Source organism: Dokdonia sp. LLG6352-1, assembly GCF_045055815.1.
GTDB classification, from domain to species: domain Bacteria; phylum Bacteroidota; class Bacteroidia; order Flavobacteriales; family Flavobacteriaceae; genus Dokdonia; species Dokdonia donghaensis.
This window is the reverse complement of record NZ_CP159329.1, coordinates 2494801-2509469: the sequence shown is the minus strand read 5'-3', so window position 1 is coordinate 2509469 and position 14669 is coordinate 2494801. Positions and strand designations below refer to the sequence as shown.

Genomic DNA, 14669 nt, shown 5'->3' with positions numbered 1-14669 from the left:
ACTTTGAGATAAATGCGATTTAGTACGCTTTCGCGAAAGCGTAAACACAACAATCTACTATGGACAGAAAAGAAGAGTTTCTAAAATCTATTACAACAGGAAACACCTTTAAGGGTGACTTTATCACTATGGGAGCAGCAATGCTAGATGGCGAGACCATCACAAATGCTCACGTAAAAGTACCTCTTAAAACTCTTAATCGTCACGGTCTCATTGCTGGTGCTACAGGTACTGGTAAAACAAAAACATTACAAGTACTTGCCGAAAATCTGTCTGATAAAGGGATACCGGTACTACTTATGGATATGAAAGGTGATCTCTCTGGTATTGCAAAAGCAAGCCCAGGTCACGCAAAGATAGATGAGCGCCACGAGAAGATAGGCCTACCCTTTGATGCCAAAGATTTCCCAGTAGAACTCCTCACACTTTCTGAACAAAATGGCGTGCGCCTTAGAGCTACCGTAAGTGAATTTGGACCTGTGCTGTTCTCACGTATACTTGACGCTACGGTGGCACAGTCTGGTATTATCTCTATACTTTTTAAGTACAGTGATGATAAAAAATTACCGCTGCTAGATCTTAAAGACTTTAAAAAGATTTTACAATATGCGACCAAAGAAGGTAAGGCAGAAATAGAAGAAGAGTATGGGCGTATCTCTCCAGCTTCTTCTGGTTCTATCCTGCGTAAAATAGTAGAACTAGAACAGCAGGGAGCAGATATTTTCTTTGGAGAAAAATCATTTGACACAGATGACCTTACTCGCACCACCTCTGACGGTCGTGGAGTAATAAATGTGATACGCCTTACAGATATACAAGACAGACCAAAATTATTCTCAACTTTTATGTTGAGTTTACTTGCAGAGATTTACTCCACATTTCCAGAGCAAGGAGATAGCGGCCAGCCAGAGCTTGTAATTTTTATAGATGAAGCGCACCTTATTTTTAAAGAAGCTTCAAAAGCGTTACATAGCCAGATAGAAAGTATTGTAAAGTTGATACGATCTAAAGGTGTAGGTATTTATTTTGTAACTCAAAACCCAACAGATATTCCAGATGGTGTATTGAGCCAGTTAGGTCTTAAAGTGCAGCACGCATTACGTGCGTTTACTGCAAAAGATAGAAAAGCTATAAAACTCACTGCCGAAAACTATCCAGATTCTAAATATTATGACACAAAGACCGTTCTTACATCTTTAGGTATAGGAGAAGCACTTGTATCTGCTCTAGATGAGAAGGGTCGCCCTACTCCCCTTGCAGCTACAATGCTACGCGCACCTATGTCACGTATGGATGTATTAACCCAAAAGGAAATAGACGGTATAAACGATAGATCTGAGCTTGTAGAAAAATATAGCGAAATCTCAGATAGAGAGAGTGCCTACGAGCTACTCAAAAAGAAAATAGATAAAGCAAACGAAGCGGAAGCAAAGGAAAAGGCTCAAAAAGAAAGAGCCAAAGCTTCAAAAACGTCTTCTAGATCTAAAAGTTCTAGGTCTACTCAAAGTGCTGGATCAAAAGCATTAATAAAAGTGCTTACAAGTGCAACCGTAATACGTGGTGTCTTTGGGATACTAGGTAAAATGTTAAAATAATAATTGCGCATTTTTTATGCGTACCCTCAATTTAATTTTATGAAAAAAAATATAATAGCTCTTTCTATTCTAGGCTTAATAGCTACTAGCTGTAGTAACTCTGGAAACTTTGCTATTACAAATGAAGGTGTAGGACCACTTACTAAAACTACAAAAGTAAGTGAACTTAAAACCACCTTTGTAAATGATAGCCTTGTAGATGCAAATGGATCTACAGAACTAAAAGCACCTGTACAATATATTACCGTTTTTGAAAAAGGAGGTAAAAAATTATTAGAACTAGAACCTACCACGGGCGACTCTGATGCTACAATAAATTACATACGTTTATATGACGAGCGCTATACAACAGATGGTGGAGTTACTGTAAAAAGTACTTTTAAGGATATTCTAGATGGACACAAGATAAAGCGTATAGAAAACCTTATATCTACCATTGTTGTTTTGATAGAAGATAGTGATGTGTACTTTACTATAGATAAAAAACACTTGCCATCAGAACTTATGTTTGATACAACTACTAAGGTTGAACTTACTCAAATCCCTGATGATGCTCCTATTAAGTACATTCAAATAAGCTGGTAAATATGAGTTATAAAATCCAAAAAAGCCCTTTTGTAGTACCCACTACAGATGGTAAAACCATAGAGGAGCACTGGGGAAAAGCGACAGACGGTAATAATGATATAAGCATCGCTCATATGATTGCTCCACCTGGGTGGAGTGAGCCGTTTCAAACTCCAGAGTTTGATGAGTATACATATATTATAAAAGGTAAAAAGCAATTTATCATAGACGGTGATACCGTAGTACTTCACGCCGGCCAGAGTATTAAAATTGCTCGTAATACTAGAGTACAATACAGCAATCCTTTTGATACAGAGTGTGAGTATATGGCTGTTTGTACACCTGCGTTTTCACCAGATTCAGTTCATAGAGAAGAATAGATATTTTGAAAAAGACCCTACAACGATTCATTCCTAAGGCTATAGGAGCAAAGATAAATGCACTAAGTTTAGTAAATCCTAGAGCTGCAGCTCAGCAAGCTTTTAATATATTCTGCACACCACGCAAGGGTAAACCTTATGGTGAGCAGGTTGCTTATCTAGAAAATGCTGCGTATGAACGTTTTCCTTCTGGATCGTGTGAGTTACAAGCATATCACTGGGAAGGCACTGGTAAAAAAGTACTTCTTATACACGGCTGGGAAAGCAACACGCATCGCTGGTTTAAACTAGTGGAAGAACTACAGCAAGAAAACTATGACATCTATGCCATAGATGCACCGGCTCACGGTAACTCTACAGGGACGCTCCTCAATGTGCCGCGTTATGCAAAAGCCATAGAAGAAGCTGTACAGCGATACCAACCAGACCATATTATAGGACATTCTATAGGAGGACTAGCTACGGTTTTTCATCAATATACTTATAAACCTATGCAGTTTACTTCTGCAGTCATATTAGGATCTGCATCAGAGCTTAGTGAGATAATGGTAGATTATAGAGCAATTTTAGGACTTAATAACAGAACAATGAAGTCTCTAGAACAGCTCGTAAAAGAGTTATTTGGTTTTGACTTTAAAGGTTTTTCTGGAGCAGCTTTTGCAAAAGAACTTACATTGCCTGCTTTGATCATACACGATAAGTTTGACAAAATCACTCCTGTATCTGCCTCACAAAACATCCATAAAAGCTGGAAAGGAAGCACCTACATCGAGACCGAAGGTTTTGGTCACTCACTATATCAAGAAGAAGTAAGATCTGAAATCATCAAATTCTTAAAGAAAGAATTTTAATCTTCTTCATTAAGGGTATTTAAGTTCATTCCCTCATAAAACCCAAGGGGCTGGTCTATAACAAGTTTTACTTGCATAGCTATTTGCCCCGTGTGATATGAGAAGTGCTCAACAGCGTGTAATACAATACCTATACCTGAGAGATCAAAACCTTGCACTTTTCGCTTCTTTAATAAATTTTCTGGTGTTGCATCATCTATAATAGTCGTGGCTGTTTGTACAGTAAGTAAAAGTCGTTGAAGCAACTCATCTTTTGTAAAGCCATCTTCGGTACTAAACTCTTCGTCTCTATTGCGCTCATCTGGATTACCTCCTAGTCCAGAAACGATATACTGTGTCATATTACCACAAATATGCAATAACTGGTTACCAAGTGTGTTGAGACTCTGGTTTTGCTTTGTCCACAGCTCCTCCTCTACTACCTTAGAGAGTGCGATACTTATCATACGCACATTCTCTTCAAGTCTAAAAATAGCATTGTCTTTAAAATCTTGATGCCAAGTATTAATCATATCTATACGTTCTAACTTAGTATAAAATCTTCTAGTTGCTTCAATGAGATTCTATTCTCATAGATTGCCTTCCCTATAATGGTTCCCTCACAGCCCATCTCTGCAAGCTTTGGCAACTCGTCAAAGGTAGAAATTCCTCCAGAAGCAATAAGTTTTAAGTCTGGTGTGCTAGCAAGTATTTCTTGATATAAGTCAAAACTAGGTCCTTCTAGCATACCGTCTTTACTTATATCTGTACAGATTACATAAGAGACACCTTCTTTTTGATAAGCGTTTATAAACTCAACCACATCATCATCAGACTCCTCTAGCCAGCCAGAGATAGCAATTTTACGATGATGAGCATCTGCTCCCAAGATAATTTTATCACTGCCAAATTTTGACAACCAGCTTTTAAACGTATCTGGATTTTTTACAGCAATACTACCACCAGTTATTTGAGAAGCTCCGCTCTCAAAGGCAATGCGTAAATCTTCGTCTGTTTTAAGACCTCCTCCAAAGTCTACTTTTAACGCAGTCTTTGTAGCTATTTGCTCAAGAATTTTGTGGTTTACAATGTGCTTGCTTTTTGCACCATCTAAATCTACAAGGTGTAAATGCGTGATACCGTGTGCCTCAAACTGCTTTGCAACCTCCAGCGGATTTTCATTATATATTTTCTTTGTGTTATAATCTCCCTTTGAGAGACGCACACAATTACCATCTATGATATCTATAGCAGGTATTATTCTCATAATTCTAAAAAGTTTTTAAGTATTTGCTCTCCTACAGCGCTACTTTTTTCTGGGTGGAACTGGGTTCCATAAAAATTATTTTTGGCAAGAGCACTACTGTAAGGAAGTCCGTACGTAGTAGTCGCAATCGTGTCTTCTACTACGGGAGCATAAAAACTGTGCACCATATATATAAAAGAATCTTCGGCTACTTGATTAAAAAGTGGTGATGATAGATTGTTAATGGTGTTCCACTGTATTTGTGGGACTTTTACGCTTTCGCGAAAGCGTACTACATCTACATTAAAAATATCAAGACCTATAGTATCTCCTTCTTCTGAACCTGTACACATTAATTGCATACCCAGACAGATACCCAGCACAGGCTGTGTGAGTGTAGGAATCACTTTATCGAGACCAGTCTCTCGTAATTTACTCATAGCACTACTCGCCTCTCCTACTCCAGGAAAAATGACTTTATCTGCACTACGTATTTCTTCTTCACTATCACTTAAGACCGCCTGATAACCAAGGCGCTCTATCGCAAATTTTATGCTCTGGATGTTTCCAGCGCCATAATTAATGATCACAATTTTCATTATAACATTCCTTTTGTAGATGGAAGAATCATTTTATCTGCATCACGCTTTACGGCTACTTTAATCGCTTTTGCAAATGCCTTAAAGATAGCTTCAATCTTGTGGTGCTCGTTTGTTCCTTCGGCTTTGATATTTAGGTTTGCCTTTGCACCATCTGTAAATGATTTAAAGAAGTGATAAAACATCTCTGTAGGCATTTTACCTATCATCTCACGGTTAAAATCTGCTTCCCATACGAGCCAGTTTCTACCACCAAAATCTATGGCAACTTGTGCAAGACAGTCATCCATAGGCAGGCAAAAACCGTAGCGCTCTATTCCTAATTTATTACCTAAAGCAATGGCAAACACTTCTCCTAGTGCAATTGCCGTGTCTTCTATAGTGTGATGCTCATCTACTTCTAGGTCTCCTTTTACCTGGATGTCTAAGTCCATTTGCCCGTGACGCGCTATCTGGTCAAGCATATGGTCAAAGAAAGCTAGACCTGTATCTATGTTAGATTTACCCGTACCGTCTAGGTTAAGGGTGATGTTTATGTCTGTCTCATTAGTTTTTCGCGCAAGCGTAGCAACACGACTTTCTAATTTTAAAAACTCGTAAATTTTTTGCCAGTCGTTTGTCTCTAGCGCAATGTCCTTATTGAGCTCATCTTCAGAGATGGTAATCTCACCAGTACCCAGGTTTGTGTTATCATTTATATAGATTCCTTTGGCTCCCAGATTTGTCGCTAGTTGCATATCTGTAAGTCTATCACCTATTACAAAAGAGTTTTTGAGATCATATTCCTCAGAAAAGTATTGTGTAAGTAAACCGGTCCCAGGCTTTCTAGTGTCTTTATTTTCGTGCGGAAAGGTTCTATCTAAAAATACATTATCAAAAACAACACCTTCATTTTCAAAAGACTTCATAATAAAGTTATGCACTGGCCAGAATGTATCTTCTGGAAAAGAATCCGTACCTAAACCATCTTGATTTGTAATCATCACTAGCTCATAATCGAGCTCTTGAGCAATCTTACCTAACCAAGTAAAACACTTAGGGTAAAAAATCATTTTTTCAAACGCATCGATTTGTTCATCTACCGTTTCTTTAATCATTGTACCATCGCGGTCGATAAAAAGTACTTTTTTTGCCATTACTGTATTGTATTTAATGCGTTTATTAGTGTTGTATTTTCTTCTTTGGTCCCTACTGTAAAACGTAGTGTGTTCTCACAAAGCGCCTGTGTACTTCGATTGCGCACAACTATTCCTTTTTCTATAAGCTGATTATAACGCTTGTTTGCATCGTCTACTTTAGTTAAAATAAAGTTTGCGTCAGACGGATATACTTTTTCTACAAAAGCCACATCCTTAAGCACAGCTGCCAGTGTTTTTCTATTATCAAGTAAGGTATCTACCTCATTATGAACCATAGGTAAATCGCTCAATCTATCATAAGCGCGATCTTGCGTTAATGCATTTACATTATAAGGAGGCTTAATTTTATTAAGAATCGCAATAACTTCTTTGCTTGCAAAGCATAAACCTAGACGTATACCAGCAAGACCGTAAGCCTTAGAAAGCGTTTGAGTGATTACCAGGTTAGGATAATTTTTTAATTGTGATATCCAACTCTCTGCTGCTGCAAAATCTATATATGCCTCATCAAGAACTACTAACCCATTAAAGTTTTCTAACACCTCAATAATAAGATCCGGTTTGATCATATTACCCGTAGGATTGTTTGGTGAGCAAATAAAAATGAGCTTTGTAGTATCACTCACAGCATTCAGAATACCTTCAGTATCCAGCTGAAAATCTTCAGTAAGGAGTACCTCTGTATTTGCTACGTCATTTGTACCTGCCAGTACATTATACATACCGTAAGTAGGTGGTACCGTTATAATACCATCTACTCCAGGATTACAGAATGCTCTAAAAATAAGATCGAGCACCTCGTCGCTTCCATTACCTAGTAAAATCTGAGATTCTGAGACCTTTTTTTGAGAGGCTACCAAACTCTTTAAACTACGCTGTTGCGGGTCTGGATAACGGTTTACACCATTATCAAACGGATTTTCATTTGCATCTAGAAAAACCATTTCTTTATCAAAATCTGTAAACTCATCTCGCGCAGAAGAGTACGGTTTCATCCTTGCAACATTTGCTCTTACGAGCTTATTTATGTCAAATTTGTTCATTGTGCTATACGTACTTAATAATCTTTACTGCTTTATTTTAATGCGTTAAGTCTAAGAGTTACCGCATTTTTATGAGCATCAAGACCTTCTGCCTCTGCCATAAGTTCTATAGCACGACCTATATTTTTTATTCCAGTTTCAGATATTTTTTGAAACGTCATAGACTTCATAAAACTATCTAGATTTACACCGCTGTACTGCTTAGCATAACCGTTTGTAGGTAAGGTGTGGTTTGTACCAGACGCATAATCTCCAGCGCTCTCAGGCGTATAGTTGCCTATAAAAACAGATCCCGCATTACCTATATTATCTACATAGTAGTCATCATTTGAGGTACAAACTATAAAGTGTTCTGGACCGTATTCATCTATCAGCGCGAGTGCCGTCTCATCGTCTTTTACATAAATGAGCTTACTATTATCAATAGCTTTTTCTGCAATACGCTTTCGCGAAAGCGTACTCATCTGCTCTTCTACTTCTTTTTCTACCTCGTCTATCAAATCCTTTGAAGTAGAAACCAAAATAACCTGACTATCAACACCGTGCTCTGCCTGACTTAATAAGTCTGAAGCTACAAAACTTGCCTGAGCAGCATCATCTGCAACAACAAGTAATTCTGATGGACCTGCTGGCATATCTATTGCCACTCCGTGCTTTGTAGCAAGCTGCTTTGCAACAGTTACAAACTGATTACCTGGCCCGAAAATTTTATAAACTTGAGGAACGCTCTCTGTACCAAAGGTCATCGCAGCAATAGCTTGAATACCTCCTACTTTAAATATTTTTGTAACTCCGCTTAACTTTGCTGTATAAAGGATGGCAGGGTTTACCTTCCCTTCTTTATCAGGTGGCGTACATAATACAATCTCTTTACAACCAGCGATATTTGCTGGCGTTGCGAGCATTAAAATAGTTGAAAATAATGGCGCTGTACCTCCCGGTATATAAAGTCCCACTTTTTGAATAGGCCTTTTTTCTTGCCAGCAGTCTACCCCTTCTGTAGTAGCAATAGCTACTCTCTCGGTTTTTTGAGCTGTGTGAAAGCGTTCTATATTACCTTTTGCAAGTTGTATGGCTTCCTTTAACTCTGTAGATATAAGCTCTTGCGCTTCCTTTATTTCTGTATCAGTCACTACAGTGCTCTCAAGAGTCACATTATCAAAGATACTTGTGTACTTTGCTACCGCAGTATCTCCTTTTTCCTTTACTTCCTTAAAAATATCGGTAACGGTGGCTTCTATATCATCTACAGTTTGAGTAGGTCTTTTTAAAATTTCTGCCCACTCACTTCTTTCTGGATTATAAATCTTATTCATAGCAATGTAAAATTATAGTACCATTTTTTCGATTGGGCATACAAGTATTCCTTCTGCACCTGCTTTTTTGAGATTATCTATCACATCCCAAAAGCTATCTTTATTTATTACTGAGTGTACACTACTCCAGCCTTCTTGTGCTAGTGGTAAAACCGTAGGACTTCTCATACCTGGAAGCATTGCGATAACATCATCAAGCTTTGCGTCTGGCACATTCATAAGTACATACTTACTGCGTTGTCCTGCAAGTACAGATTGTATACGGAATTTAAGTGTTTCTAATAGCTCCTTACGCTCGTCAGAAATAGTAGGTGATGCAGTAAGAACAGCCTCAGACGTGAGCATTTGCTCTACTTCCTTAAGGTTATTTTTAAATAATGTACTACCACTAGAAACAATATCACAGATAGCATCTGCAAGTCCAATATTTGGAGCGATTTCTACCGAACCGTTAATGATGTGTAGCTCTGCGTTTACACCTTTTTCAGCTAGGTATTCTCTTACTGTATTAGGATATGATGTTGCAATGCGCTTACCTTCGAGATCTTTTACAGAGTTATATTCTTGTCCTTTTGGGATGGCTAGTGACACCTTGCATTTTGAAAAACCTAATCTCTCTATAATAGGAAGATCCTTTCCTTTTTCTATAAGTGTATTTTCGCCTAGTATTGCGATATCTACTACTCCGTCTCTTAAGTACTGAGGGATATCTCCATTACGTAGGTATAAAACTTCTAGCGGAAAGTTTCTAGCAATGGCTTTAAGTTGATCCTTACCATTATCTATAGATACACCACAGTTTTTAAGCAGTTGTAAAGACTCCTCATTGAGACGACCTGACTTCTGAATAGCAATTCTAATTTTTTGACTCATTTTTGTTGGTTTGTGTTTGAATTACCCAAAAAAGAAAAAACCCGTTTGAGTATCTCAAACGGGTTTATATATGAATTATTTACATACCAAACTACCTCGCTTGAGCGAATAATGTAGTATGGTGATGATGTGTTTTGTTCAATTTCATTTCTGGCACAAATTTAAGAAGTCTTTTGTTAAAAACAAGTGAATAAAGTGATTTAATAATTACTTAACACACGTAACTTTTTAGTAGATTTGAAATAGCGCTTTAAATCAACTACTAAAGCACATAAATTTAACTATGAAAGGATTTTTGGGGGCCTTCCTTGTTTTTTTACTTTGGTCATTTACGTGTATCTATTACGTAAGTGCTAAGGAGCCATCACCATTTATAGAAAAAAAATCATCTACTACAATTTCTAATAGTAATGATAAACAACCTATTACTAATCCAACTAAGACAAGTACTAGTAATAGCGAGATAAAAACTACAGATAGCATTGCAAAAACGCACATAGATAGGGAGGCGTCCATTTTTATTGCTGAAGAAATACAAAAATCTATTGCTATAAGTGATACTGTAGATTTTACAAAAGATGAACCGGTTATTACTTTTGAAAAAGAGCTTAACTCACTTTCAGGCCCTTCTTTTTCTAGCGAGCTATTTTACCCACAGTATAACAATACAGATTTAATACTTGATAAAGAGCTCGTTGCATATGCATCTGAACTCAAAGAATTATTAAAAAATAATCCAGATAAAAAAGTAACAATATTAGGCCATACAGATAACGTAGGAAATGCTCGAGATAATTTTAGCACAGGTTTAAAAAAATCAAGACAAATTAAATGGTATCTTACAGCCCGTAGAGGAATCCCCCGCAGTAAAATTACTGCCACCTCAAGAGGTGAAGAAGAACCTATCGCCTCAAATAACACCGTATCTGGACGACGCCAAAACAACAGAATAGAAATTATAGTAGATTAATGCTCGCATTACAGGAGGCCATATCAATACCCATTGCTTATATAGAGACATTTATAATGACTCTTGTTGCATTTTTGATAGGTTATGGAGGATCGCAACTCTCTCAAAAATTTTCTCACAAACGTAAAGAACAACAGCATAAAAACACGTTACAACAGCTCAACAATACGATCAAAAATTTACAAGACGAGTTAGATAGAAAGGCAGATGGCGTTTTTAGAAAAGACCGTATGGATGAGGAATATGAGCATCTACAGATACGAAACAGAGCTTTTTCTGATGATGTGCTTACAGAAAAGCTCTCTAAAACAGAAATTAAGGATCCTATAAGTTATGAACGCATAGGAAGAGCCACAATGGCAGAGCGTAATGACTTACAACAAATTACTGGAATAGGTCCATATACTGAGGCTAAACTCAATGAACTAGGGATTTACACTTACGAGCAAATAAGCCGTTTTAATAATGACGACATCGCCGCAGTAACAAAACTAATTAAGTTTTTTCCAGATAGAATTAAAAATGATCGATGGGTAGCAAAGGCAAAAAGACTTACCGAGAATACACAAGCTGAGGATAACGAAAAAGGAAACTCAAAAAAAAATATGATAAATGAAAAAACCACCTATTAGGTGGTTTTTTCATTTATATAAAACATAGATTTATTAATTTATCTCCTCACCTGCCTCATTAAACTCTACATCTTTATTTTTCCCTTTACGTTTAAATTCTACGTCATAAAATAGCCCTTTTTCGGCGCTTTGCACGCGCTCAATCTCTGTGATCTTCTCGTGACTATAATCTCTTTTTATAGCTTTTTTAATTGCCTTTGGCAATTCATCCTTATCTATACTTACTTCTGTCTCAATCCAATCTCCATTAGGACTAAAATCTGCACGGTGTCTTATACCATCTATTCTAAATCTTGACTCATAATTTCCATTTGAGTCTACGTGCCAGTCTGGATCATTCTCTCCTGGATATTTGGCTTGAAATGTAGCCTTTACTGCCTCTGGTGCATATCCTTTCTTACTATTTTGACTTTCAACTTTTTGACCACAACTCACTGCGAGTATAAAGCCAAATAATAAAAGTGCTTTCTGATATTTAAACATAAAAAAATCTTTACAATCTACCCATTATGACGAGTAGACTGTAAAGATATAAGCTTTCGCGAAAGCGTCATCTTAACACTTTCATATAATTTTAAAGAGTATTCTAATTATTTCCTAAAATTAATGGTAGTCCAGATTCACCAGAACCTACAACTATCACCTTAGAATTTGGAGATTTTGATAACTCTATTGTTGCATCAATACCTTTATCTTGTAGAATCTTATCTGTAAGTGAAGCACTAAGAATTTTGTTTGCATCTGCCTTACCTTGTGCTTCTATACGTACTTTTTCTGCCTCCTTTGTAGCTGTTACTAGACGAAATTCATACTCAAGAGACTCTTGCTCTTGCTTTAATTTACGCTCGATAGCTTCTTTAATTGTATTTGGCAAGGTTACATCTCTTACTAGTATCTCATCTAGCTCGATGTACTGATCCTTTATAATCTTCTTTGTTTCTTCAAAAATTTCTGACTGTATCGCATCTCTCTTAGAAGAATATAACTGCTCTGGCGTATAACGCCCCACAACAGATCTCGCTGCAGATCGTATAGTAGGTAATAAGATACGTTGTAAATAATCTTCACCTATCTCTTGGTGTAACTTACCTACATCATTGTATCTAGGCTTGTACCAAGCAGATGCGTCTAGTTGTATATCTAGTCCGTTTGAGGATAATACTTTCATTTTTTCAAAAAGCTCTTGACGACGCACTTCATAAACGTACACTTTGTTCCAAGGGGCTACTAGGTGAAATCCTTCTCCTAGTGGTGGCTCATCTGTTACCACACCACCTCCAAATGTTTTATACAACACGCCAGCCTCTCCTGAATCTATTGTGATGGCAGATTTTGTGATAATCACGAGTAGAATAACGAGGCCTATTACGACAGGCACTCCAATTTTAGGTAATTTTTCCATAGCTAATTTTTAATTTTGATTTTAAGTAAGTCCATTATACTTGCGCATAAACCACTCCAAAGCAAGCAGTAATGCCAAAATTGCAAGTAGTAATTTCCAGTCTATAAAAGGTACACTATTTTTTGTACTCTTCTGTATAGGTTTATATCTATTATCTACAACGAGCGACGTTATAAGTTTATCTATACTTACAGGGTTATATAAACCACCATCTGTATGAGACGCTAGAAGTTGTAGCTGTGTTACATTTGCATTTAAAAATTGTTGCTCTATATCAAAAGGAACAATTGTAAAAGATCCAGAACGCGCAATACCTTGCTCTGCTACAGATACAGTAAACTTATAACTTCCAGGCTCAAGATTATTCATATCTACCTGGTAGGTGTTCTTTTTAAGTAATAATGGAATCTCTGTAAGCTTTTTTGACTCCTGATTTATCACTTTTATAGATACCTTAGCCCTTGCATCAAAATTGTAATTTTTATCAAAGTACTGTGCATAAAGCATCACTGCTTTATTGCCATAGTAAAACGACTCATAATCTAAGTTAAGTCTACTTTTCTTCTTGTTTGAAGCAGCATATTGTACTAGATTATCTATAAAATTATCAAAAGATTTAAAATCACGCTTGTCTACAAAACTCTGTGCTCGCCACTTCCATAAACCTTCTCCTAATATATATACCTCTCGTCTTCCACTATCTTCTGTTGTGGCTATAAGTGGTTGATTAGTCTCCACAAGGCCTATACTTTGTGATAAAGCAATGTCTGCTTTTGTATTAAAACGCGTCTCTCCAAAGGCCGCAACTAGTGGTGGAAAATCGTCAAAACCTATATCCTCAATTACAAAAGCAGAAAAGTTAGGATTAAGCCGAGCCTGAACTTCTTCTGTTTGACCTGTAATCTCTTGCGTTATTGTTTTTTGAAACTTATTTATAGCATTCCAGCCAGTGTGTTCTCCAGTTATTGTTATACTATTTTTAGCTAGTGTTTCTAATTGTTTATATACTCCAGAAAAACTTGCATCTGGCTGGTAAAGTATTATGAGCTCATAATCATTGATCTTTGCAACAGCATCTGCTGGTTTTGTAAATGTAACCGTGCGCAACCTATTACTCTCAATACTCTTTTTAAGCATTCCCACATCTGGGTGAACTATATTACTTATAAGAAGTACATTCGTTTTTTGATCTATAACCTCTATCGCAAAGTTTTTATAGTTATTACTCTCATTCTTTTCGCTTTCTACAGGAGCAATACTTATGGCATACTGAGTCACTCCCACCCTTTCAGCAGGGACGTTTACGGTAAAAACTTGTGATGCATTATCTGGGCTAAAATTTACAGACTGCTTATGTAAAGTTTTACCTCCAGAACGTATAGTAAGCACAGATTGTACTGTTGCTTTACCATTATAAGAAGCAAAAATCTCAACAGGAAATTTGTTATTTATATAGGCATATCGATTTACATTTATTTGACCTAATTTGAGATCATCATAAATGATTGTATCTCCCAGTATTACGGGATATACCTGCTGGCTATAATTCTGACCAAGATATTGATAGGCCTCACCATAGGTTTGATTACCATCTGTGACTAGTACCACAGGAGCAACATCTGTTGTATAAATATCTTCAAGACTACGCAAAGCGTTTGAGATATTAGTCTGCTTATTAGTAAATGAAAGGGAATCTAATGATTTAAAATCATCTCCAAATTGATAGTACTGAATGTCAAAAGCATCGTTGAGTTTTACGCTTTCGCGAAAGCGGGATATCACATCTTGAGACACACCATCATAACCAAGGTGTGCAATACTAGAAGAATTATCTACAGCGACAGCCAGTGAAGGCTTCTCTGTGTAGTAAGATACTTGCTCATACTTAGGGTTGATAAGTAAAAGCAGTAAGCCAAAAATGGTTAAAAACCGTAAAAATGCATAAACGCGATTGCGCTTACTTTTATATTTAACACGATAGAAATATTGAAAAACCGCTACTCCCAGTGAGAGAATAGCAGCTCCAATTATTAATAATAGTGTCTCTGTTTGCAATAGTATATGACTAAATTATATT

The 14669-nt window shown here is 36.8% G+C and carries 16 protein-coding genes; 6 read left to right on the top strand and 10 right to left on the bottom strand.

Annotation, left to right across the window (positions count from 1 at the left end; translation table 11 throughout):
- Nucleotides 1–59 precede the first annotated feature (59 nt).
- From ABVM49_RS11250 to ABVM49_RS11235, 4 genes are read left to right on the top strand one after another with little or no spacing between them, the layout of a single operon-like run.
- Nucleotides 60–1595, top strand: a complete 1536-nt coding sequence (locus tag ABVM49_RS11250) for a helicase HerA-like domain-containing protein (protein ID WP_405201983.1) — start codon at nucleotides 60–62, stop codon at nucleotides 1593–1595.
- A gap of 39 nt (nucleotides 1596–1634) precedes the next feature.
- Nucleotides 1635–2180 (top strand): hypothetical protein, encoded by a 546-nt coding sequence (locus tag ABVM49_RS11245; protein ID WP_021778962.1) that lies wholly within the window; start codon nucleotides 1635–1637, stop codon nucleotides 2178–2180.
- 2 nt (nucleotides 2181–2182) lie between these two features.
- Entirely contained in the window at nucleotides 2183–2542 is a 360-nt protein-coding gene (locus ABVM49_RS11240) for a cupin domain-containing protein (RefSeq protein WP_021778961.1), read from the top strand.
- A 5-nt stretch (nucleotides 2543–2547) separates the two neighbouring features.
- Nucleotides 2548–3393, top strand: coding sequence for an alpha/beta hydrolase (locus ABVM49_RS11235; protein ID WP_405201982.1), 846 nt, complete (start codon nucleotides 2548–2550; stop codon nucleotides 3391–3393).
- Here ABVM49_RS11235 and ABVM49_RS11230 read toward each other — a convergent pair.
- Genes ABVM49_RS11230 through hisG form a run of 7 tightly spaced genes read right to left on the bottom strand, consistent with a single transcriptional unit; the run spans nucleotide 3390 to nucleotide 9588 of the window.
- The gene (locus ABVM49_RS11230) at nucleotides 3390–3905 is read right to left on the bottom strand and encodes a DinB family protein (protein WP_405201981.1); all 516 of its coding nucleotides are present in this window, start codon (nucleotides 3903–3905) and stop codon (nucleotides 3390–3392) included. The two genes, ABVM49_RS11235 and ABVM49_RS11230, sit on opposite strands and share 4 nt — an antisense overlap.
- Nucleotides 3906–3916: 11 nt before the next feature.
- Entirely contained in the window at nucleotides 3917–4639 is a 723-nt protein-coding gene (hisA, locus tag ABVM49_RS11225) for a 1-(5-phosphoribosyl)-5-[(5-phosphoribosylamino)methylideneamino]imidazole-4-carboxamide isomerase (protein WP_035324881.1), read from the bottom strand.
- Nucleotides 4636–5217: an imidazole glycerol phosphate synthase subunit HisH gene (gene hisH, locus ABVM49_RS11220; protein ID WP_021778957.1), complete on the bottom strand. Its 582-nt coding sequence runs from the start codon at nucleotides 5215–5217 to the stop codon at nucleotides 4636–4638. The genes hisA and hisH overlap by 4 nt, the downstream gene beginning before the upstream one ends.
- A complete protein-coding gene (hisB, locus tag ABVM49_RS11215; RefSeq protein ID WP_021778956.1) occupies nucleotides 5217–6353 on the bottom strand; it encodes a bifunctional histidinol-phosphatase/imidazoleglycerol-phosphate dehydratase HisB in 1137 nt (378 codons plus the stop codon). Before hisB ends, hisH begins: the two co-directional genes overlap by 1 nt.
- Nucleotides 6353–7399, bottom strand: coding sequence for a histidinol-phosphate transaminase (gene hisC, locus ABVM49_RS11210; RefSeq protein ID WP_405201979.1), 1047 nt, complete (start codon nucleotides 7397–7399; stop codon nucleotides 6353–6355). The genes hisB and hisC overlap by 1 nt, the downstream gene beginning before the upstream one ends.
- A 32-nt stretch (nucleotides 7400–7431) precedes the next feature.
- Nucleotides 7432–8715, bottom strand: a complete 1284-nt coding sequence (gene hisD, locus ABVM49_RS11205) for a histidinol dehydrogenase (RefSeq protein WP_405201978.1) — start codon at nucleotides 8713–8715, stop codon at nucleotides 7432–7434.
- Nucleotides 8716–8727: 12 nt separating this feature from the next.
- Nucleotides 8728–9588 (bottom strand): ATP phosphoribosyltransferase, encoded by an 861-nt coding sequence (gene hisG / locus ABVM49_RS11200; protein WP_405201977.1) that lies wholly within the window; start codon nucleotides 9586–9588, stop codon nucleotides 8728–8730.
- A 283-nt stretch (nucleotides 9589–9871) separates the two neighbouring features.
- On the opposite strand from hisG, the gene ABVM49_RS11195 reads away from it, so the two are divergent.
- Together ABVM49_RS11195 and ABVM49_RS11190 are read left to right on the top strand one after the other, a co-directional pair.
- On the top strand, nucleotides 9872–10558 hold the full coding sequence (locus ABVM49_RS11195) for an OmpA family protein (RefSeq protein ID WP_405201976.1): 687 nt from the start codon (nucleotides 9872–9874) through the stop codon (nucleotides 10556–10558).
- Complete coding sequence (locus ABVM49_RS11190; protein WP_405201975.1) at nucleotides 10558–11190, top strand: hypothetical protein; 633 nt, start codon at nucleotides 10558–10560, stop codon at nucleotides 11188–11190. The genes ABVM49_RS11195 and ABVM49_RS11190 overlap by 1 nt, the downstream gene beginning before the upstream one ends.
- A 33-nt stretch (nucleotides 11191–11223) precedes the next feature.
- Here the strand turns inward: ABVM49_RS11190 and ABVM49_RS11185 are convergent, their stop codons facing one another.
- From ABVM49_RS11185 to ABVM49_RS11175, 3 genes are all read right to left on the bottom strand, one after another.
- The gene (locus ABVM49_RS11185) at nucleotides 11224–11673 is read right to left on the bottom strand and encodes a PepSY-like domain-containing protein (protein WP_405201973.1); all 450 of its coding nucleotides are present in this window, start codon (nucleotides 11671–11673) and stop codon (nucleotides 11224–11226) included.
- A 103-nt stretch (nucleotides 11674–11776) separates the two neighbouring features.
- Entirely contained in the window at nucleotides 11777–12592 is an 816-nt protein-coding gene (locus ABVM49_RS11180) for a prohibitin family protein (protein ID WP_021778949.1), read from the bottom strand.
- Between the two features lie 21 nt (nucleotides 12593–12613).
- On the bottom strand, nucleotides 12614–14647 hold the full coding sequence (locus tag ABVM49_RS11175; RefSeq protein ID WP_405201970.1) for a VWA domain-containing protein: 2034 nt from the start codon (nucleotides 14645–14647) through the stop codon (nucleotides 12614–12616).
- Nucleotides 14648–14669 lie beyond the last annotated feature (22 nt).

What these genes read in the sequence shown, in the direction of transcription:
- ABVM49_RS11195 (WP_405201976.1), top strand. Translation starts at nt 9,872, where the DNA reads ATGAAAGGATTTTTGGGGGCCTTCCTTGTTTTTTTACTTTGGTCATTT.
- ABVM49_RS11240 (WP_021778961.1), top strand. Translation starts at nt 2,183, where the DNA reads ATGAGTTATAAAATCCAAAAAAGCCCTTTTGTAGTACCCACTACAGAT.
- ABVM49_RS11180 (WP_021778949.1), bottom strand. Translation starts at nt 12,592, where the DNA reads ATGGAAAAATTACCTAAAATTGGAGTGCCTGTCGTAATAGGCCTCGTT.
- ABVM49_RS11245 (WP_021778962.1), top strand. Translation starts at nt 1,635, where the DNA reads ATGAAAAAAAATATAATAGCTCTTTCTATTCTAGGCTTAATAGCTACT.
- ABVM49_RS11185 (WP_405201973.1), bottom strand. Translation starts at nt 11,673, where the DNA reads ATGTTTAAATATCAGAAAGCACTTTTATTATTTGGCTTTATACTCGCA.
- ABVM49_RS11250 (WP_405201983.1), top strand. Translation starts at nt 60, where the DNA reads ATGGACAGAAAAGAAGAGTTTCTAAAATCTATTACAACAGGAAACACC.
- ABVM49_RS11230 (WP_405201981.1), bottom strand. Translation starts at nt 3,905, where the DNA reads ATGATTAATACTTGGCATCAAGATTTTAAAGACAATGCTATTTTTAGA.
- ABVM49_RS11190 (WP_405201975.1), top strand. Translation starts at nt 10,558, where the DNA reads ATGCTCGCATTACAGGAGGCCATATCAATACCCATTGCTTATATAGAG.
- hisD (WP_405201978.1), bottom strand. Translation starts at nt 8,715, where the DNA reads ATGAATAAGATTTATAATCCAGAAAGAAGTGAGTGGGCAGAAATTTTA.
- hisA (WP_035324881.1), bottom strand. Translation starts at nt 4,639, where the DNA reads ATGAGAATAATACCTGCTATAGATATCATAGATGGTAATTGTGTGCGT.
- hisC (WP_405201979.1), bottom strand. Translation starts at nt 7,399, where the DNA reads ATGAACAAATTTGACATAAATAAGCTCGTAAGAGCAAATGTTGCAAGG.
- hisG (WP_405201977.1), bottom strand. Translation starts at nt 9,588, where the DNA reads ATGAGTCAAAAAATTAGAATTGCTATTCAGAAGTCAGGTCGTCTCAAT.
- hisH (WP_021778957.1), bottom strand. Translation starts at nt 5,217, where the DNA reads ATGAAAATTGTGATCATTAATTATGGCGCTGGAAACATCCAGAGCATA.
- hisB (WP_021778956.1), bottom strand. Translation starts at nt 6,353, where the DNA reads ATGGCAAAAAAAGTACTTTTTATCGACCGCGATGGTACAATGATTAAA.